This window comes from Spirillospora sp. CA-128828, assembly GCF_050945415.1.
Lineage (GTDB): Bacteria > Actinomycetota > Actinomycetes > Streptosporangiales > Streptosporangiaceae > Spirillospora.
Genome location: NZ_CP191986.1, coordinates 2,049,198 through 2,067,055, shown reverse-complemented (window position 1 = coordinate 2,067,055; position 17,858 = coordinate 2,049,198). Strand labels below are relative to the sequence as shown.

At 69.1% G+C, this 17,858-nt stretch carries 22 protein-coding genes; 13 read left to right on the top strand and 9 right to left on the bottom strand.

Features of this window, described 5'->3' with window-relative positions; genetic code table 11:
• Positions 1 to 123: 123 nt before the first annotated feature.
• Positions 124 to 768: a TetR/AcrR family transcriptional regulator gene (locus tag ACQPXG_RS10375; protein WP_433467423.1), complete on the bottom strand. Its 645-nt coding sequence runs from the start codon at positions 766 to 768 to the stop codon at positions 124 to 126.
• 94 nt (positions 769 to 862) lie between these two features.
• On the opposite strand from ACQPXG_RS10375, the gene ACQPXG_RS10370 reads away from it, so the two are divergent.
• Entirely contained in the window at positions 863 to 2,314 is a 1,452-nt protein-coding gene (locus tag ACQPXG_RS10370; protein WP_433467422.1) for a DHA2 family efflux MFS transporter permease subunit, read from the top strand.
• 297 nt (positions 2,315 to 2,611) lie between these two features.
• Entirely contained in the window at positions 2,612 to 3,493 is an 882-nt protein-coding gene (locus ACQPXG_RS10365; protein WP_433467421.1) for a hypothetical protein, read from the top strand.
• A gap of 213 nt (positions 3,494 to 3,706) precedes the next feature.
• Here ACQPXG_RS10365 and ACQPXG_RS10360 read toward each other — a convergent pair whose 3' ends face one another.
• From ACQPXG_RS10360 to ACQPXG_RS10350, 3 genes are all read right to left on the bottom strand, one after another.
• Positions 3,707 to 4,183, bottom strand: coding sequence for a hypothetical protein (locus ACQPXG_RS10360; protein ID WP_433467420.1), 477 nt, complete (start codon positions 4,181 to 4,183; stop codon positions 3,707 to 3,709).
• A gap of 224 nt (positions 4,184 to 4,407) precedes the next feature.
• Positions 4,408 to 4,668 carry an ATP-binding protein gene (locus ACQPXG_RS10355; RefSeq protein WP_433467419.1) on the bottom strand — a complete coding sequence of 87 codons (261 nt, stop codon included), beginning with the start codon at positions 4,666 to 4,668 and terminating at the stop codon, positions 4,408 to 4,410.
• A 44-nt stretch (positions 4,669 to 4,712) separates the two neighbouring features.
• The gene (locus tag ACQPXG_RS10350; RefSeq protein ID WP_433467418.1) at positions 4,713 to 5,624 is read right to left on the bottom strand and encodes a LysR family transcriptional regulator; all 912 of its coding nucleotides are present in this window, start codon (positions 5,622 to 5,624) and stop codon (positions 4,713 to 4,715) included.
• A gap of 305 nt (positions 5,625 to 5,929) precedes the next feature.
• Between ACQPXG_RS10350 and ACQPXG_RS10345 the strand changes: the two genes are divergently transcribed.
• The 5 genes from ACQPXG_RS10345 (at position 5,930) to ACQPXG_RS10325 (ending at position 9,759) form a co-directional block, all read left to right on the top strand.
• Entirely contained in the window at positions 5,930 to 6,403 is a 474-nt protein-coding gene (locus tag ACQPXG_RS10345) for a carboxymuconolactone decarboxylase family protein (protein WP_433467417.1), read from the top strand.
• Between the two features lie 100 nt (positions 6,404 to 6,503).
• Entirely contained in the window at positions 6,504 to 7,079 is a 576-nt protein-coding gene (locus ACQPXG_RS10340; protein ID WP_433467416.1) for a YceI family protein, read from the top strand.
• An 81-nt stretch (positions 7,080 to 7,160) separates the two neighbouring features.
• Positions 7,161 to 7,595, top strand: coding sequence for an ester cyclase (locus tag ACQPXG_RS10335; RefSeq protein ID WP_433467415.1), 435 nt, complete (start codon positions 7,161 to 7,163; stop codon positions 7,593 to 7,595).
• Between the two features lie 123 nt (positions 7,596 to 7,718).
• A complete protein-coding gene (locus tag ACQPXG_RS10330) occupies positions 7,719 to 8,180 on the top strand; it encodes a hypothetical protein (RefSeq protein ID WP_433467414.1) in 462 nt (153 codons plus the stop codon).
• A complete protein-coding gene (locus ACQPXG_RS10325; protein WP_433467413.1) occupies positions 8,173 to 9,759 on the top strand; it encodes a multicopper oxidase family protein in 1,587 nt (528 codons plus the stop codon). Before ACQPXG_RS10330 ends, ACQPXG_RS10325 begins: the two co-directional genes overlap by 8 nt.
• 100 nt (positions 9,760 to 9,859) lie before the next feature.
• Here ACQPXG_RS10325 and ACQPXG_RS10320 read toward each other — a convergent pair whose 3' ends face one another.
• Positions 9,860 to 10,411, bottom strand: coding sequence for a TetR family transcriptional regulator C-terminal domain-containing protein (locus ACQPXG_RS10320; RefSeq protein WP_433467412.1), 552 nt, complete (start codon positions 10,409 to 10,411; stop codon positions 9,860 to 9,862).
• A 137-nt stretch (positions 10,412 to 10,548) separates the two neighbouring features.
• Between ACQPXG_RS10320 and ACQPXG_RS10315 the strand changes: the two genes are divergently transcribed.
• Positions 10,549 to 11,124, top strand: a complete 576-nt coding sequence (locus tag ACQPXG_RS10315) for a maleylpyruvate isomerase family mycothiol-dependent enzyme (RefSeq protein ID WP_433467411.1) — start codon at positions 10,549 to 10,551, stop codon at positions 11,122 to 11,124.
• Positions 11,125 to 11,380: 256 nt separating this feature from the next.
• Here the strand turns inward: ACQPXG_RS10315 and ACQPXG_RS10310 are convergent, their stop codons facing one another.
• A complete protein-coding gene (locus tag ACQPXG_RS10310) occupies positions 11,381 to 11,737 on the bottom strand; it encodes an ATP-binding protein (protein ID WP_433467410.1) in 357 nt (118 codons plus the stop codon).
• 155 nt (positions 11,738 to 11,892) lie between these two features.
• Between ACQPXG_RS10310 and ACQPXG_RS10305 the strand changes: the two genes are divergently transcribed.
• From ACQPXG_RS10305 to ACQPXG_RS10285, 5 genes are all read left to right on the top strand, one after another.
• Positions 11,893 to 12,675: a helix-turn-helix domain-containing protein gene (locus tag ACQPXG_RS10305; RefSeq protein ID WP_433467409.1), complete on the top strand. Its 783-nt coding sequence runs from the start codon at positions 11,893 to 11,895 to the stop codon at positions 12,673 to 12,675.
• Entirely contained in the window at positions 12,666 to 12,842 is a 177-nt protein-coding gene (locus ACQPXG_RS10300; protein WP_433467408.1) for a DUF397 domain-containing protein, read from the top strand. Before ACQPXG_RS10305 ends, ACQPXG_RS10300 begins: the two co-directional genes overlap by 10 nt.
• Before the next feature lie 111 nt (positions 12,843 to 12,953).
• Complete coding sequence (locus tag ACQPXG_RS10295) at positions 12,954 to 13,442, top strand: hypothetical protein (RefSeq protein ID WP_433467407.1); 489 nt, start codon at positions 12,954 to 12,956, stop codon at positions 13,440 to 13,442.
• The gene (locus tag ACQPXG_RS10290) at positions 13,424 to 14,266 is read left to right on the top strand and encodes an alpha/beta fold hydrolase (protein ID WP_433467406.1); all 843 of its coding nucleotides are present in this window, start codon (positions 13,424 to 13,426) and stop codon (positions 14,264 to 14,266) included. The genes ACQPXG_RS10295 and ACQPXG_RS10290 overlap by 19 nt, the downstream gene beginning before the upstream one ends.
• Before the next feature lie 110 nt (positions 14,267 to 14,376).
• A complete protein-coding gene (locus tag ACQPXG_RS10285) occupies positions 14,377 to 15,162 on the top strand; it encodes a putative dsRNA-binding protein (RefSeq protein ID WP_433467405.1) in 786 nt (261 codons plus the stop codon).
• 73 nt (positions 15,163 to 15,235) lie between these two features.
• Here ACQPXG_RS10285 and ACQPXG_RS10280 read toward each other — a convergent pair whose 3' ends face one another.
• From ACQPXG_RS10280 to ACQPXG_RS10270, 3 genes are all read right to left on the bottom strand, one after another.
• Positions 15,236 to 15,622, bottom strand: a complete 387-nt coding sequence (locus ACQPXG_RS10280; RefSeq protein WP_433467404.1) for a peptidase inhibitor family I36 protein — start codon at positions 15,620 to 15,622, stop codon at positions 15,236 to 15,238.
• 134 nt (positions 15,623 to 15,756) lie between these two features.
• On the bottom strand, positions 15,757 to 16,440 hold the full coding sequence (locus ACQPXG_RS10275) for a LuxR C-terminal-related transcriptional regulator (RefSeq protein WP_433467403.1): 684 nt from the start codon (positions 16,438 to 16,440) through the stop codon (positions 15,757 to 15,759).
• On the bottom strand, positions 16,410 to 17,741 hold the full coding sequence (locus tag ACQPXG_RS10270; protein WP_433467402.1) for a sensor histidine kinase: 1,332 nt from the start codon (positions 17,739 to 17,741) through the stop codon (positions 16,410 to 16,412). The genes ACQPXG_RS10275 and ACQPXG_RS10270 overlap by 31 nt, the downstream gene beginning before the upstream one ends.
• Positions 17,742 to 17,858 lie beyond the last annotated feature (117 nt).

Here is a 17,858-nt window from a genome sequence, read left to right as displayed (position 1 = left end):
GGGATCCAGCGTTGTCGGCGCTGGCTTCGGACGGCAATGCGGCCCCCGGCAAGCGTGTCCCACCCCCGTACACCTGGAGTGCCTCTCCACCGGCCCCAGGGACGGAGCGTGCCACGCCGGCGGTCAGCCGTCCGCGTCCGGTGCGCCGCCCCCGCACAGAAGCTTGATCATGAGCCGAAGCTGCTCGCCGTACCGCTTCTCGAACTCGGGTGAGCCGGGATCGAGGCCGAACGCCACGCGGACCACGTGCGGCATGAGCATCGGCGCGGCCGTCATCGCGTTGACCGCGAGCCGCACCGAGGCGGGATCGAGTTCGGCGGGCAACTCGCCGCGCTCCTGGCGCTTCTTGATCTGGTCGAGGTCGTCGCGGATCGACTGCGCGACCGGGGTGTCCTCCGGTTTGGGTCCGTCCTCGAGGCCGTTCCACAGCATCAGGCGGGTGGGGCGTGGATCGTCGACACAGCGCCGCAGGTAGCGGACGGCCACCTCGTCAAGAGGTACGTCCTCGCCTGCGAATTCCCTCTCATGCTCCACCCAGCGCCGCTGCAGCTCGCGGTAAAGCCCCTCCTTGCCGCCGAAGTAGTAGCTGATCAGATGCTTGTTGACGCCTGCCCGGTCAGCGATGTCCTGGACGCGGGCGCCCGCCTGGCCCTTGGCCGCGAACTCCTCCAGGGCGGCCTCCAGGAGCGCGGCGCGGGTCCGCTCGGCGTCGCGTTGCCGTTCCTCGGGTGCCGGGGCACGCCAGCGCTTCGCAGAGTTCTCCGCCATATGCCCAGTCTAGGTGACCGTTGCCCGGCTGGATAATCGTATTGATTGTCCAGTCGGTTGACAGAATTGTCTATCTGGATAAATGCTGTCGACCATGACTGCAGAGATCCGCGAAGACCCCCCACCGACCCTGGCCGCCGCGGCTTCCACCGGCTTTCCGCCCGAGCTGCGCCGCGTGATCATCGTCGCGATGCTCGGCGGGTTGGTGGTGATGCTCGACTCCACGATCGTCAACATCGCGCTGCAGACGCTGTCGGCAGATCTGCACGCTTCTCTCACCATCGTCCAATGGGTGGTGACGGCCTACACGCTGGCCATGGGCATGGTGATCCCGGTGAGCGGCTGGCTGGCCCGGCGACTCGGCGCGCGGCGGGTCCTGGCCGCGGCGACCGCCGCTTTCACCCTCGCCTCGCTCGCCTGCGGCCTCGCCCAGAACACCGAGCAGCTCGTGGCGTTCCGTGTCCTGCAAGGCCTGGCGGGCGGCCTGATGACGCCGGTCGGGCAGATCATCATCGTCCGCGCGGCGGGCCCACGGCGGCTCGCCCGCGTGATGGCGCTGATCGGGATCCCGACCATCATGGCGCCGGTGGCCGGCCCGACCTTGGGCGGACTGCTGCTGGAGCACGCCTCCTGGGAGTGGATCTTCCTGGTGAACGTGCCGATCGGAGCGGTGGCGGCCTGGCTGGCCTTGCGCATGCTGCCGCGCGACGCACAGGAGGAAGCCGGGACGCTGGACGTGCCGGGGCTGGTCTTGGCGGTGGCCGGGTCGGTCTGCGTCACATACGGCCTGGCCAAGGTCGGCGAGCGGGGCGACGCCGCCCTCGGAACGGCGTGGACAGCGGGCGGCGCCGTGCTGCTCGGCCTCTTCGTGCTGCGCTCCCTGCGGGTGGAGCGCCCGCTGCTGGACGTGCGCCTGTTCCGCAACCCCGCCTTCAGCGCGGCCTCACTCGTCACCTTCGGCGTCGGTGCATCGATCTTCGGCGGCATGATCCTGCTGCCGATCTACTTTCAGGTCGTACGGCACGAGAGCACGGTCGCGACCGGCCTGCTGCTCGTGCCGCAGGGGCTGGGGGCGCTGGCCTCGATCTGGGCATCCGGCCGGATCACCGAGCGGTTCGGCCCCGGGCGGACGTCGCTGGTCGGCGGGGTGATCGCCGTCGTGACCACCGCGCCGTTCCTCTTCATAAGCGCGGACGTCCCGTACCCGCTGCTGGACGCGGGCCTGGTCGCGCGCGGCCTGGGCATCGGCCTCTCGGGCATGCCCGCCATGACCGCCGCCTTCAACGCCCTCGGCCGCGCCAAGATCGCCGACGCGACCCCGCAGCTCAACGTCGTCCAGCGGTTCGGAGCGTCGGTCGGCACGGCGATCTTCGCTGTCGTCCTCCAGCACGGCCTGGACGGTGCCGGAGGAATGGCTTCACGCCAGGCGGACGCGTTCGGGACCGCCTTCGCCTGGGTCCTCGCCGCCACGGTCGTCGCCGCAGTGCCGACCGTCCTGCTGATCGCCACCGAGCGCCACCGGTCGGTGTTCGGCAGCGATCAGTAGCAACGCCTCTCCGGCGCGCTGATGGCACGTCGCCCGGCTGCCGACCAGTTCCGAGTTGTGAAGGAAGGTGACTCCGAAGCCGGCGAGCCCGCGCGGGTGATCAGAGCGTCCACCAGCCGCCACGCGGTGGCGGCGGGCCGCCGTCGGCGACGACCCGAAGGCGGCCAGGAGCGCCGCCGAACAACTGGCCGCTCTGGACGAACACGTCACGCAGCTGTTCGGACTCGCCGAAGTACGGGCCCGGCGGGGCGCAGCCCCGCTCTGGCGGCGGCCCACCTGGCGAAGGTCGCCGCCGCGATGACCGGCCACGACCCGGGCCGCGCCAGCACCCTTTTCACCGAGGCCGGCGGCATCGCGCTGACCATCCCCGACCCGTCGGAGCGCGGCCGCGCTCTCGTCCTCCTCGCCGAGGTTCTTCAAGACCACGCTCCCGAAGACGCCGCCGCCTGCCTGCGCGACGCCGAGGCCGCCGCCGACACCGCTCCCGACGTCGGGATGCGCGAGATCCTCCTGCATCGCGTAGCCGAGGTGACCGCGTGGCAGGACGCCGCCGACGCCGAACGCATCGTCCGCGACCTGCCGACCGCCTCGCCCTGGTACGCCGTCGAGGTCCTGACCGCGGCCGCCGTGGCGTTTCCGCCCGGCGACGCCGAACGTTCCCGGCTGGCGGCAGAGATGCGCGGCATCGCCCTCGCCCTCAAAGGAGCATCCCAGGCCACCGCCAGGACGCGAATCGCCTCCGTCGTCGCCGGGACCGACCCGGCCGCCGCAAACGGACTCCTCGACCGAGCCGAAGCCGCGCTCCGCTCCGGCCCTCCGGGTGCGGGCTCCGGTTTGATGTTCCTCGCCGAGACGGTCGCCGACGGCGAGCCGGACCGAGCCCAGGCTCTGCTGCGCGAAGCCGAGTCCCACATCCTTGCGTCGGATGACACCGGTGTCGGCCGCGATCTTCACCTGCCCCGGCTCGCCTCGCTGATGGCCCGGTACGCTCCGGCGGAAGCCGAACGCATCGCCCGCACCCTCGACCCCGCCGACTGGCCGGGCGCCCTGCTCATCGCCGCCAAGGCGATCGCGACCCGCGACCTGGCCGAGGTGAGCCGCATCATCGGGGACCTGGACGACCCGCTGCTGCGCTGCGACGTGTACCTCACGATCGCCGAATCCTTCCTCGGCAAGTGACCGCATGGAGACCGAGTTGTCACAAGCGCCGTTGTACGCGGTCTGATCGCTGTCATCGGAACGCTGCCCGGCCTCCTTCCCCGCTGCGGAGGTAGGTGAGGACGGCCAGGACTCTACGGATGGTCTTTGACGCGCTGGCAAGAGCCGGCATTCGCGACACCACCGGAAACCCGCTGTGCACCAGGTCTAGAGGTGTCCGCTCATCGGCGTTGATCAGCTCCTGGGCGAAAGCCAGCGGTCTGTCGCGCGGTGACGGCCGAGTCCGACCGCGTCGAACTCGTCAACGTGAGCGCCTTTGGTAGCCCCGAGTCGTCGGAGCGCTTGGGAGATCGGACTGCCGATCGCCGGCGACGGTTCTCCCTCGGCCAGATGCAGGGGGCCGAGGACCACCTTCCCCGCATCCCAGACCTGCGCGTCCTGTGTTCCCGTCCCGCCGAAGTAGTCAGCCTCGACATAGGCCACCGGTCCCATCGCCGAACAGGCGGCCAGCACACCAGCGAAGCCTGCGGGCGCCTTCCAGAACCCGTCGAGTCCAGCTGCTCCGGCGACCGTGACCGCTTCGAACAGCGCGTCGGTCATCGGCAAGAGCGAAAGACGCTGGCCGAGAGGAACGATGCGCGCCTCAGCGGCGGTGACGGCCAGCTCGCGGAGCACGGGTTCGGTGGCTATGACCGCCTGCAGGCAATACATACCTTCATTCTCGCGTGGTCGCCGGTGGAGACGGGACGTCAGGCATCTGCCACCAGCCCGCCGTTCTGCACTCGCAGCAGGCCGAGTAACACGGAAGGCAGAGATACACCGAGCCCACGCTCAGCATCCCTGATCATGTCCTCGGTCAGAGGTGGCTGGACACCGTGGTCGCCGGGCCCCAGAAGGTCGCCATGATGTCATCGAGGTGCGCCATGGCCAAGAGTTCACGGCGCGGTTTCGGGCAGTAACGCCCACACGGCCTTTCCGCCGCCGCCGAGTGGCTGGACGTCCCACTCCTTGACCAGGGCACCGAGCATCGCCAGCCCTCGTCCTCCCTCGGACATCAGGTCCGCCGGAGCGGTGACCGGCAGGACGTCGCAGGAGTCGAAGACCTCCACGACCGTCCCTTTGTCCGCCTGGACGACCCGCACGGTCGCCGTCACGCTTCCGGTGTGGCGGAGGACGTTCGTCACCAACTCCGACACCACGACCTTTGCGACGTAGGCGTCCTGGCCCAGCCGTGGGAGGCCTAGGAAGTGGGGGGCGTAGGCAGATCAGGCGCGACGAGTTGTGCGGTTTGGTCGAAGGCGCGAATTCGGGCGGTCTCGCGTGTGCCGAGCCAGATCAGTCCCCATTCGATGGGCGGGGTGTCGCGGAAGGGCACGTAGGTGATGTCGGGACGGACGTAGAACCGCATCGCCCGGCCTCCTTCGGGGTAGACGCCCTTGCCGGCGCCGACGAGTGCGAGCATCCCCATGAAGGTCTCGGCGCCCGGTATGTGTGGGATGGGTCGGCCGCTCGGGGTGACTTTGGGGGAATGGAATTCGTCCCAGCTGTCCAAGACGGCGCTGGGGTTCTGCAGCACCTGGACGTCGGCAAGGTCTTCGAGGGACACCGATGTGCGGCGTGCGAAGGGGTGATACGAGGAGACCGCGAGCACCTTCGGCTCGGTGAACAGCACTGGCCCGCCGGCGAGCTCGGGGTGGTCGGCGGGGAGGCGGGCCAGCTCCATGTCCACCTGGCCGGTCTGCAGCGCCGCTACGCCGTTGTTGAGATGTAGTTCCACGATCTGCACGTCGCACTCGGGGTACCGGCGGCGAAACGCATCAGTCGCCGCATGCAGGAAGAGTGCTGCGTCGGATCCGAAGTATCCGACGTGCAGGACGCCGGTGATGCCGCGTCCGGCGGCGATGGCGTTCCGGAGGCTCTGCTGGACCTGATCCCAGGCCGGTCGTAGTTCGTCGCGCAGCTGGCTTCCGATCGGGGTGAGCGTGACCCGGCGGCTGGTGCGCTCGAACAGTGGGACTCCGACGGCTCGCTCCAGTTTCCTGATCGTCTGGCTGACCCGGGTGGTGGAGACGTGCAGCCGCTCTGCGGTGCGGCCGAAGTGCAGCTCCTCGGCCAGTGTCAAGAACGCCTCGATCTCGTGCCGCTCCGGCATGACACCTCCGCATCGTGAACCTCAGCTTCACGATCTTCGCGCAGTTGCGCGTTGATCGGCAAGGGGGCCGCGTAGGAGTCTGGACATGTTCGCAGACGGCACTACCTGCAGAAAGAGTCACAAGGAGGCCGGCACCTGCTCGCCGCGGGGGCGCAGTAGACGCGCGCTGCTGACCAGCCCCCATGACGTCGAGCGCCGGCTGATCCGCTGGCTGCGCATCGACAACACCTGGCCACCGGCGATCTCCGATCGCCATGTTCGGGCTGCCCCCGAGGGCCATCAAACGACCACGAAAGGAGCACACCGTGAACGCACGCTTGGACCTGTCCGCCGATCCGGTCGCGACCAAGGTCCTCAAGCAGATCATCGGGGCGGGCAAGGCGATCGAGGACTCGAGGCTGCCGGCCGCGACGATCGCGCTGGTGGAGATCCGCGCCAGCCAGATCAACGGTTGCGGTTTCTGCACCGACATGCACACCAAGGACGCCGCGCATGCCGGGGAGACCTCCACCCGCCTCAACCTGGTCGCGGTCTGGCGGGAGGCGACGGTCTTCACCGAGGCCGAGCGCGCCGCCCTGGAGTTGACCGAGCAGGGCACCCGCATCGCCGACGCCGTCGGCGGCGTCAGCGACGAGGTCTGGGCGAACGCGGCCCAGCACTACGACGAGGACCAGCTCGCCGCCCTGGTGTCCCAGATCGCCGTCATCAACGCCTTCAACCGCGTGAACGTCATGTGTCAACTGCCCGCCGGCGACTACCGGGTCGGCCAGTTCGGGTAATCGGACTCGGCTGAGCACGACCGTCCGGTCCGGACGGCTCCACACCACTGGTGAAGATCCCACCACGTCCCGCGCCGGCATCACATTTATGGAGGAAACCATGAACTCTGTCCCCACGACCGCCTCAGCGACGGTCGCGATCCCGGGCTATCTGGCCGGTATCTGGAAGGTCGACCCGTCGCATTCGGAGATCGGCTTCTCTGCCCGGCACCTCATGATCAGCAAGGTGCGCGGCCGGTTCACCGCCTACGACGTCACCATCGTCACGGGCGAGAGCCTCCTTGACTCCACGGTCGCCGCGACGATCGACCTGGCGTCCATCGACACCGGCAACGACATGCGTGACAACCACCTTCGCGCCGCCGACTACCTCCAGGTCGAGAAGTACCCGACGATGACCTACCGCTCGACCGGCATCCGCCAGACCCGCGGTGGCTGGGTCATCGACGGTGAGCTGACGTTGCACGGCGTCACGCGGCAGGTCCCACTGACGGTCGAGGTGAACGGGTTCGGCTCGGACCAGTGGGGCGGACGGCGGGCCGGCTTCTCCGCGACCGCGGAGATCAACCGGCGCGACTTCGGCATCGACATCAGCATCCCGCTGGACGCGGGAGGCGTCACGGTCGGCGACAAGGTGTCGATCAGCCTGGAGATCCAGGCCGTCCTCCAGAAGTGACCCGGACCGGCGGCCAGAGCCCTCGATGTGAGCGGCGATAGCGACCCGAACGATTCTCAATCGATCCGAGGAGACAGCGAGATGTCAACAGATCAGATCGCACGCAACAAAGCTGCGTTCAGCCGTCTGCACGACGCCCAGAGCACCGGCGACGTGGAGATCTTCTGGAAGATGGTCGACGAGGTCGTCGACCCGGACGTGCTGATCCGCACGCCACTGCCGATCGACGCGACGGGGGCCGAAGCACTCAAGCAGGTGGGCGCGATGCTCCTGCGCGCATTCCCCGATCTTCACGTCGAGGTCGAGGACATGATCGCCGAAGGCGACAAGGTCGTCTTCAGGAACACCGTCACCGGGACCCACCAGGGCGAGTACATGGGCGTCCCGCCGACCGGCAAGACCATCACCTACAGAGAGATCATCATCGTCCGCTTCACCGACGGCCGAATCGCCGAGACGTGGGGGATCGTCGACGTTCTCGCTCAGATGAAACAGCTCGGCGTGATTCCGGCTTAGCAAGCCCCGTCCGCTGCTCGCGCGGCGTCCCGATTCCGCGGCTCGACCCGAGCGGGGATCGGGCCGCCGCCAGGCGGTCCAGCAGCACGGCCTCATCCCACACTTCCCGAGAAAGGCCCTGAGATGGCAGTGCCTGCCAGGTCCGGTGACGCGCTACGGACGAGACCCTCCGCGTGGGTTCTGCGGGGCTTCGTCACCGCACATGTGGTCGCGATCGTCGGTCAGCCGGTGTTCGCCGGCGTGTATCTGAGCGGTGACTACGACGGCCTGCGCCTGCACGAGGCCGGCGCGAACGTCACCACCTCGGTCGGCTACCTGCAGCTGATCGTGGCGATCGTGGTCTGGGTCCGGCTGCGCCGGCCCGGACCGTTCGTCGCCACGCTGGCGGTGGTGGTGGCCGAGACGGTGCAGTACTTCGCCGGGATGCAAGGCGCGTTGTGGCTGCACCTGCCGCTGGGCGTACTGACCGTCGTCGGGCTCGTCGTGCAGTTCATCGCGGTGTGGCGCCGTCCCGCCGGACCACGGCCGCAGGAGCACACGATGCAGGCGCGCGAGGCGCGGGAGCGGGAGGCCGACGATGCCTAAGCGGGACATGACCAGACGGCGGGTGCTGGGCATCGGCGGGACGCTCGGGGCGATGGCGGCCGCCGGGCTCGCGACCTCGGCCAAACTGTCGCGGCGTCCGGCGGTCACCGGTGACCAACTGACCAGCCGGGTGCCGCTGCCGCCCGCGTTCCAGGTGCCGCTGCCGATCCCCGGCGTGCTGAAACCGGTCGCCACCTCAGGCGGGATCGACCGTTACCAGATCACCCAGCGGGAGGCGACCCTGGAGATCCTGCCCGGCGTCCGGACGCCGGCGTGGACCTACGAGGGCACCTTCCCGGGGCCGACGATCGAGTCGCGCCGCGGCCGGCCGGTCAACGTGACACACCGCAACCAGCTGCCCGTACCGACCGTCGTCCACCTGCACGGCGGACGGACCCCGGCGGCCTCCGACGGCTACCCGACCGACCTCGTCCTGCCCGACGGCTGGCGGGAGACCGCGCACGGCATGCCCGGCATGGGCGCGATGCACGACCCGCGAGCGGTGACGTCCAAGCTGACGCGCGACTACACCTTCCCGCTGGACCAGCGGCCGACCCTGCTGTGGTACCACGACCACCGGATGGACTTCACCGCCCCCGCCATCTGGCGGGGACTGGCCGGGCTGCACCTCGTCCGTGACGACGCCGAAGAGTCGCTCGGCCTGCCCGCGGGCCCGCGCGAGCTGCCCCTCATGATCGCCGACCGGGCGTTCGACGAGCACGGCAACCTCGCCTATCCCGCGCTCGACGGCACCCTGCGCGAGCACCCGGGCGTCCTTGAGCCCTACCTCGGCGGCGTCCTCGGCGACGTGATCCTGGTCAACGGCGCGCCGTGGCCCGTGCACGAGGTGGACGCGGCCCGCCACCGGCTGCGCGTCCTGAACGCCTCCAACGCCCGGCACTACGACCTCCAAGCGGTCACCGGCGACGGCCGACGGCTCGACTTCATCCAGGTCGGCGCCGACCAGGGGCTGCTCACCGCACCGGTCGTCCACCAGAACCTGCCGATCGCGCCGGCCGAACGCTACGACGTGGTCATCGACTTCGCACCGGTCCCGGTGGGCGGGCTCGTCAAGATCGTCAACCGCCTGGGCTCCGGGCGCACCCGTGAGGTGATGGCCTTCCGCGTCGCGCGCAAGGCCGCCGACCACAGCCGCGTACCGCGCATCCTGTCGCACGACCTGCCGACGTGGCACCGGTCCGACGCCACACGGGTGCGCGACTTCTCCTTCCGCGCCGGGCGGATGCGCCACGGCCACGGCTGGCTGATCGGCGGCCGGGCGTTCGACCCCGCCCGCACCGACGTCACCGCCCGGCTCGGCGACGTCGAGGTGTGGCGGCTGATCGCCGACGTCCACCACCCCGTCCATCTGCACCTGGTCGGCTTCCGCGTGCTCACGCGCGGCGGCAAGGCACCTCTGCCGCACGACGCGGGTCTGAAGGACACCGTGTCACTGCGGCCCGGCGAGTCGACGGAGATCATCACCCGCTTCGACGGCTATCGCGGCCGCTATCTCTTCCACTGCCACAACGCCGAACACGAGGACATGGGCATGATGGCCAACCTCGAAATCACCTGAAGCGGCCGCGTCGTGTCACTGAAGGCACCACGTTGTTGAGATCAGCGAAGCGCTCCGCGCGGATGTTCAGAGCCGTCAGGACACCAGGGCTGCCGCAGGGTCATCGGTCGAGACCCGCCGCGTTACGCATGGCCTTTCGGGCGCGGGTCGCGGCCGACGGGTCCTCGAGTAGTTGGATCTCCTGGTTGGCGGCCATGGAGAGTCCGATCAGCGTGGTGACGACCTCCTCGGGCGGCCGGTGCGGCCCAGGCATCTCGGGTTGGGCGGCGACGACCTCGGCGATCAGCACTTTGCGCCAGGAGACCACGATGCCTTGCAGCCGGTCGTGCAGGGCGCCGGGACGTCCGTCGAGTTCGGATGACGCGGCGGTGACGAAGCATCCACCGGGGAAAGGGCAGTCGGCCAGGTAATCCACCCACAAGGTGATCAGCTGTTCGAGACGGCGGCGGCCGGGCGGCACGTCCGCCAACGGCTCAAGGACCGCCGCACGGAAGACCACGCCGGCCTGTTCGAGCGCGGTTTCGAGCAATCGCTCGCGGGAGCCGAAGGGACCGATCAGCCCGGCTTTGCTCATACCGAGATGCTGTGCGAGAGACCCGACCGTCAGGCCTTCCAGGCCCAGCCGAGATGCCTCGTCGATCGCGGTCCGCACGATCCGCGCGCGGGTCCGCTCTGCTTCGAGCGCCGAGTGACGGGGAGACATACGACCAGCATAGCGAACGAGCGTACGCTATGTTGGCGTCCGATCGTTCGCCATTTGTCCGATGCCTCCGATGGGGAGTGGAACCCGTGAATGTGACCGACCTCCTGCGCTTGGACGCGACCGCACTCGCCTTGATCGGCCATGACGTGGCCCTGATCCCCAGCTCCGCGCTGATGAAGCCGACGCCGTGTGAGGGCTGGACGGTCGCGGATCTGCTCCGCCACATGAACGAACGCCATGACGCGGTGGCCCGTACCGTGCTCGGCCCCCTCGACGGGGAAAGCGAAGACCCGCGCGATGACTTCGCTCGTATCGCAGCACGCTGGACGGCCGCTCTCCAAGCCACCGGCCCAAACCTGAATCTTCCCAGTCGGGAACCGGTATCGACCGAATGGGTGCTCGGTGTTCACACGGTCGACATGCTTGTACACCGCTGGGACCTGGCCAGCGCTCTCCAGACCCCGCTGACCGTACCGGCCACGCTGGCAGAGGCCGCGTTGCCGCTCGCCCGCGCCAACACCGCCCCCGGCAGTCCACTGAACCGGCCCGGCGGTGCCTACCGTCCGCCCTTCGCCGAGGATCCGGCCAACTCGGTGATGGGCACCATCGTCGCGCTCCTTGGCCGGAACCCCCAATGGACCCCACAAGACCACGAAGGATAAGCAGCCGATGGCGGCAACCTGTACCCCAGGACGCGGCACGGGCGGTTGCCGACCTCGGCGGCCTCCCGACCCAGGCCGGTTACTTTGGGGTAGGTCGCACGGACCCGAGTGGGGCCCAAGCGAGAACGAACGAAGTCCACGGCCGACGACCAGCCCCCATCCGGGCCAGCCGCCGATCGGCCGTCTCGAACGTGTGATGCCGGCCGTGAGCCGCTCGCGGCAGCCCGTTCTCGTTCAGCCCAGCACGTCGTCCCCTTCACGGCGCGGCTTCGGGCAGTAACGCCCACACGGCCTTTCCGCCGCCGCCGAGTGGCTGGACGTCCCACTCCTTGACCAGGGCACCGAGCATCGCCAGCCCTCGTCCTCCCTCGGACATCAGGTCCGCCGGAGCGGTGACCGGCAGGACGTCGCAGGCGTCGAAGACCTCCACGACCGTTCCCTTGTCCACCTGGACGACCCGCACGGTCGCCGTCGCGCTCCCGGTGTGGCGGAGGACGTTCGTCACCAGCTCCGACACCACGACCTTTGCGACGTACGTGTCCTGGCCCAGCCGTGCCATGACGTCCTCCACCCAGTCCCGAGCCACCTTGATCGACTCAGCCCGAACCGGCACAACGATCTCCGCGGGGCCCTCCATGAACGATCACCTCCGTTTTCCGTAACTCCCCGCACAGAATCCACTGCAGTGCGTAGCATGGCTACGGAATGGCGATAACACACGCAAGTCACTGTCAGAGGATGTGAATCGGTTACAAGGAGGTTGCCGAAATGGCTGCACGGAGGCCGACGCGTCAGACGATCAGTTTCGGCCAGGAAGTGACCCGACTTCGGAATGAGGCCGGCCTGGCTCGTCTCGAACTGGCCAAACGCGCCGCCGTGAGCCGGAGCTACATCGCTCAGGTGGAGAACGGGACGACCCGATGCAGGAGGGACTTCGCCATCCGGCTGGACGAGGCCTTCGGCACCGGAACGACCCTCACTGACGCATGGGACGACATCGTCAAGTCATCCGCCTACCCGAAGTTCTTCGCCGACTTTCCCCAGGCTGAGGCTTCGGCCGCGTTCCTTCGGGCGTTCGAGAACACACTTGTCTATGGCCTCCTCCAGAACGAGGACTACGCCAGAGCACTACTGGTCGATGATGCTGCAGTGACCGCGCGGATGCGCCGACAGTCCATCCTGAACGACGACAGCCCGCCCACGTTGTGCGTGGTGCTGGACGAAAGCGTCCTGCATCGGGTCGTCGGGGGACGTGAGGTGATGCGTAGCCAGTGCGAACATCTCCTGGCCATGTCCACATTGGAGCACGTGAAGCTCCAGATAGCGCCTGTCGCCTACTACCCGGGCGTCCACGCTCCCTTCACACTGGCCACCCAGGAGAACGGCGATGAGGTCGTGTATCTGTCGACTCTGAACGGAGGGCACACCTCCAACGATCCGGCCGATACGCTCTACGCAAGCAAGGCATTTGCCACCCTTCAGGCACATGCTCTTTCGGTGGCAGATTCCCGGAACCTCATCCGAAAGGTTTTGAAGGAACGATGGAGCTGAACTGGCGAAGGTCTAGTTACAGCGACAACCTGGGCGGCAACTGTGTGGAGCTGGCGGCCCTTGTAAAGGGGGTGGGCGTGCGGGACTCCAAGGACCCGGACGGGCCCAAACTTCTCCTCGAACTGGCCGCGTTCCGCGCACTCTTGACCGACCTCAAGCAGCAGTAACCCCTCGACCAGCCACAGAGCCCCGGCCGCGCCCAGCCGGGGCTCAGGCATGTCCGGGCACCTCAGCCACTACTTGACACATAGGAGCAAGTACTTGCTACCTTTCGTCAAGTGACGACCACGGAAGATCATGTCGAACTGGTGGCCGAGCTGGTCCGGGTGCTGGAGACGCGGATCCTCGACCCGCTGGAGATCCTGCTGGCCTCCGACGAGGCTCTCGGACCGATCAGGGAACAGCTGCGCGTGGAGGCCGAGGTCTGGGCCGCCCAACTGCTCGGCGCCGACCGGGAGCGGGCCACCCTCACCGCCGCCCGGCTCATCGGGGTGCTGTTCCCCAGCGACGCACCCTTCGACCCGCCCACCTCGTGGTGGCGTACCGCGCTGGGGCGGGCTGTGGCCCGCTCGACGGGCCACCCCGCGGCTGCGGCCGTGTCGTACTCCACGGCAGGGGCGATGCTCGGCATCACCCGGCAAGGCGTCCACGACCTGGTCAAACGCGGCAAGCTCGACAAGGATCCCGACGGCGGCGTCACCACCTCCTCCATCCGCGACCGGCTCAACCGCCCCCAGGAGAGCATCCCGTGCCACCCCAAGAAGTGATCATCGGTGATCGTCCGGTGCGGCTGGCCGTCCGCGACCACGGCGGCAGCGGATCTCCCGTGCTGCTGCTCCACGGCCTGGGCGGCACCCTCCTGCACTGGGACGCGGTTGCGCCGCTGCTGACCGGTGCACACCGGGTCGTCGCGATGGACCTGCGCGGCCACGGGCTGTCCGGCGACGGGCCGTGGGAGTGGGAGGCGGTTCTGGACGATGTGCAGGCGGTCATCGACCATTTCGGCCTGGACGCTCCCGTGGTGGTCGGCCACTCCCTCGGCGGCATGGTCGCGGTGCGATGGGCGCTCCGCCACCCGGACGGCCCCGGAATCGTCAACCTCGACGGCCTGCGCTCGGCCGAGACCGCACCACGGCACTACGCAGGCATCGGGCAAGAGGAGCTGACCGCGCTCCTGGCGGAACTGAAGGCCGTCTTCGACGCCCAGGCCGAGGCGATGGCCCGGCCGCTGCCCGAGACCCACGCCGCGATGCTTCCCCAGCGGGCGCTGCACACCACTGACGAGGGTGTCTACGTGCGGCCTGACGCCGCGCTGGCCAGGCAGATCAGGTACGACCCGTACTTCCAGGACACCATCGCGGCGGTGGCCGACATCCGCTGCCCCGCCCTGTTCGTCCTGGCCACTGAGAACCTGCCCGGCTTGCCGGGCCGCGTCGGCGAGCTCATGCCGGCGCTGCGCGCGGGAATCCGCCGCGACCTGCTGCCCCTCACCGCCGATCGGCCGCACCTGCGCGTGCTCGAACTCGCGGGCAGTCACAACATGGTCGCCGAACTGCCCGAGCAGGTCGCCCAAGCCGTGCTTGGACGATAGGTCTCGGCTGCGCGCTCGGACTTGCGTCTCAGACGGTCGTCCGGACGGTGTGACCTGGGTGCACTCGGGAGCACCCCCAGGAAAGAACCGCAAAGCAGATGAGGAGCAATATGGCTACCAATCCGGAGCCGCAGCTCGATCCTGCAAAGGATCTCGTCACAATCCTGAACGCCTTCGGCGTCGACGTCCAGCGCCCTGCACTGCTCAAGCAGACGCTGACGAGGGGCAACAAGTCCTCGGAATTTCTCGGCGAACCGTTGATCGCTCTCGCCGTCACCGAGATGGTGTCCGACGCTGAAGTGCCGCGGTCCCTACGGGTCGAGCTACGCGACACCCTGCTCAGCACGGAGACGCTGGCCGAGGTGGCCCGCTACCTCAGGTTCGGCGACTACATCAAGCCCAGTCGGAGCAACAACGGCACCAGCGGGGGCGATGAGCAGTCGATCCTGGCCAGCAGGCTCAAGGCCGTGACCGCCGCGGTCCACAAGGACTGCGGGCCGGCGGCGGCCTCCATGCTCGTGAAGTACCTGTTCACCGAGCCTCTGGAGGATCTCATCGCCGAACTCGGCACATGGCCGACGAGCGCACGCTCGCAGGTGGACTGGACGACAGTCCTCCAGCAGCTCGGTTCTCGTGAGCCGGCGGGACGTCGCACGCCCGTGTACACGTTCACGGAGCGGGGCTACGAACACAGCAAGATGTTCGTGGCCAAGGTCACGATCGGCGGCGTCACGTATGGACCGGGCAAGCCGGGCCGCAACAAGCCGGAGGCCCGGCGGCATGCCGCCAAGATCGCCGTCCGGTCGCTGCTGCTCGTCCAGCGAGCCGCCGGGCCCGTTCCAGCCGCCGACGGCGGGGCCGAGCCGGACCACAACAAGGAGGGCGCGGGGTCCTGAGGACCCCTGACCTCCTGATCAACTAAAGCGGCCCCCTCCGCGGGGGGCCGCTTTGCCGTGTCTCGGTGGTCGCTCAGCAGCCGGTGTTGAAGATGCCGTAGCTCTGCGCCTCGTTGTCGTAGCCGTTCAGTTGAAGGTTCGGCCTCAGCCTCTGGGTACCGGACTTCTGGATGGAGTGCGTTCGGCCCGTCCATCCGTCGTTGGCGTAGAGCACGATGCACTTGCCCGTGTTGTTGACCACGGATGAGATCTCGTTGTCGCCGTTCCACCCGTCGATCTCGTAGCGGCCGTTCTGGCCCGGCTGTTCGACGTACTTGCTCCCGGAATAGCCGGGGTCCTCCCACATGCAGACGTAGCCGTTCAGGCAGTCGCCGGCGGCCTGCGCGGGAGGCGCGGTCAGGCCGAACCCGAGCACGGTCAGCCCACCGGTGACGGCGAGAGCCTTGTGGAGTCGTCGCATAACTTCCTCCTGATCCGGACGGGCCCCGCGATGAGGGCCTGGCACGGCGCAGTCAAACAGCGACCGGCTTCAGATCAGCGTCAGATCGGCTTCACCGCTGGTCATGCCGGTCGGCTCAACGCGGTCCATCCCGGTCAGTGAGGAGTTCTGGGGGCCTGGCCGCGGAGGTAGGTGAGGACGGCCAGGACTCTGCGGTGGGTGTCCTCGGTCTGGGGGAGGTCGAGCTTGGTGAGGATGCTGCGGACGTGCTTGCCCACCGTCGCCTCCGTGATGACCAGCTGCCTGGCGATGGAGGCGTTGGAGTGGCCTTCGGCGATCAGGGCGAGCACTTCGTGTTCGCGTGGCGAGAGGTCCGCCAGGGGGTCGCGTCGGCGGCGCAGCAGCTGGCGGATGACCTGCGGGTCCACCACGGTTCCGCCGTTCACCACCTGGCGTAGCGCGGCGACGAACTCCGCCACGTCCACCACCCGGTCCTTGAGGAGGTAGCCGACCCGGCGGCCGTCCGCGGAGTCGAGCAGGTCCGAGGCGTAGCTGAGCTCGACGTACTGGCTGAGCGCCACCACCGCCAGCCCCGGATCGGCGCGGCGCAGTTCCACGGCGGCGCGCAGGCCCTCGTCGGAGAAGTCCGGTGGCATGCGGATGTCGGTCACCACGAGGTCGGGGGCGTGCTCGGCCACGGCGGTGTGCAGGGCGGCCGCGTCCTCCACGGCGGCGGCGACCTCGAATCCGAACCGGGCGAGCAGGCCCGAGAGGCCCTCCCGGAGCAGGACGCCGTCCTCGGCGAGGACTACCCGGGTGAGTGATCGTTCAAGCTGCACGGAAGCTCCACGCGGACGACGGTCGGGCCCCCGGCCGGGCTCGACACCAGTAGTCTGCCGTCGATCACGGCGACCCGGTCGGCCATGCCGGTGAGGCCGGTGCCGCGGCCGGGGTCGGCCCCGCCGACACCGTCGTCGGCGATCTCGACGGTGAGGACGTCTCCGTCCCACCGTGCGGCCACCCGCGCCCGGTCCGCCTCGCTGTGCTTCGCGGCGTTGGTGAGCGCCTCGGTGGCGGCGAAATAGGCCGTGCTCTCCACGTGGACGGGCGGCCGCGCGGGCAGTTCGGCCTCGACGGTGACGTCCAGCGGTGAACGGTCGGCCAGTTCGCGCAGTGCGGCGGAGAGTCCCCGGTCGGTGAGCACCCGGGGGTGGATGCCGCGGATCAGCTCGCGCAGCTCCTCCATGAGCCGCTTGGCCTGCTGGTGCGCGTCGGCGACACCGTCGGCCGCCGGGGATCCGGGCGGCAGGTCCAGGTGGACGAGGCCGAGCCGCATGGTCAGGTCGAGCAGGCGTTGCTGGGCGCCGTCGTGGAGGTCGCGTTCGATCCGGCGCCGTTCGGCCTCGAAGGCGTCCACGAGCCGGGCCCGGGACCGTGCGACCTCGACGAGTTCGGCCTGGAGCCGCTCGCCGGAGCCGCGTCGCAGCAGCGCCCTGGCCAGCGCCCCATGCGCCCCCGCGGACAGCGCCAGCAGGTACGGGACGGCGGGCAGCAGCACCGAGGCGCTGATCGCGAACGGCAACGCGTCCGCGGTGGTGCCGACCTTCGCCGGGCCCAGCGCCATCGGACCGTCGCCGCCGAGAAGTATCAGCGGGCTCGCCAGGCAGGCCGCGAGGAACGCCAGCATGGACAGCAGAGCCGCGTACGCGAGGGGCACCACGCTGATCATGAGCAGGAAGTAGCCGAGTTCCCGCCAGGTGACCGGCTCGCGGTAGCGGGTGCGCAGCCAGGTCCGGACGCCGGGGCTTGACAGCGGGCGATGGCCCGCACGGACGGGGCGGTCGTCCACCAGACGCAGGCGGTGGCTCTCCAGCCGGGCGAGCGGCATGGTCAGCAGGGGCCCCAGCCCACCGATCAGCAGCGCGCCGAGCGCGGCGAGGAACGCCCGCTCGCCGAAGTCCGCGTCCGCGGAGAGCGCCAGGAGCCACGGCATGCCCAGCATCGCCATCGGCAGACCCGCCGTGAACGCCATCGGCACGCTCGACGCCAGGTAGCCGGCCGACCGCCAGGGCCATGCGGTCAGCAGGAACCGGCGCCGGCCGATCGCCGCGAGCGGCGTGGGCGGGGGGTCGGCTGGCACACGGCGTACGTTAACCGACACCGCCGTGCTCCTCGCCTCTTCGCGGCAGAGGTAGTGCTAGGCGTACCTGGAAGTTGGGGGACTGGCGTGATGCAGGTGACGGCGCCTCAACGGTGG

Bases quoted from the DNA above. Each gene is read 5' to 3' on its own strand.
- ACQPXG_RS10375 (WP_433467423.1), bottom strand. From the start codon at position 768: ATGGCGGAGAACTCTGCGAAGCGCTGGCGTGCCCCGGCACCCGAGGAA.
- ACQPXG_RS10370 (WP_433467422.1), top strand. From the start codon at position 863: ATGACTGCAGAGATCCGCGAAGACCCCCCACCGACCCTGGCCGCCGCG.
- ACQPXG_RS10365 (WP_433467421.1), top strand. From the start codon at position 2,612: ATGACCGGCCACGACCCGGGCCGCGCCAGCACCCTTTTCACCGAGGCC.
- ACQPXG_RS10360 (WP_433467420.1), bottom strand. From the start codon at position 4,183: ATGTATTGCCTGCAGGCGGTCATAGCCACCGAACCCGTGCTCCGCGAG.
- ACQPXG_RS10350 (WP_433467418.1), bottom strand. From the start codon at position 5,624: ATGCCGGAGCGGCACGAGATCGAGGCGTTCTTGACACTGGCCGAGGAG.
- ACQPXG_RS10340 (WP_433467416.1), top strand. From the start codon at position 6,504: ATGAACTCTGTCCCCACGACCGCCTCAGCGACGGTCGCGATCCCGGGC.
- ACQPXG_RS10335 (WP_433467415.1), top strand. From the start codon at position 7,161: ATGTCAACAGATCAGATCGCACGCAACAAAGCTGCGTTCAGCCGTCTG.
- ACQPXG_RS10330 (WP_433467414.1), top strand. From the start codon at position 7,719: ATGGCAGTGCCTGCCAGGTCCGGTGACGCGCTACGGACGAGACCCTCC.
- ACQPXG_RS10325 (WP_433467413.1), top strand. From the start codon at position 8,173: ATGCCTAAGCGGGACATGACCAGACGGCGGGTGCTGGGCATCGGCGGG.
- ACQPXG_RS10305 (WP_433467409.1), top strand. From the start codon at position 11,893: ATGGCTGCACGGAGGCCGACGCGTCAGACGATCAGTTTCGGCCAGGAA.
- ACQPXG_RS10300 (WP_433467408.1), top strand. From the start codon at position 12,666: ATGGAGCTGAACTGGCGAAGGTCTAGTTACAGCGACAACCTGGGCGGC.
- ACQPXG_RS10285 (WP_433467405.1), top strand. From the start codon at position 14,377: ATGGCTACCAATCCGGAGCCGCAGCTCGATCCTGCAAAGGATCTCGTC.
- ACQPXG_RS10280 (WP_433467404.1), bottom strand. From the start codon at position 15,622: ATGCGACGACTCCACAAGGCTCTCGCCGTCACCGGTGGGCTGACCGTG.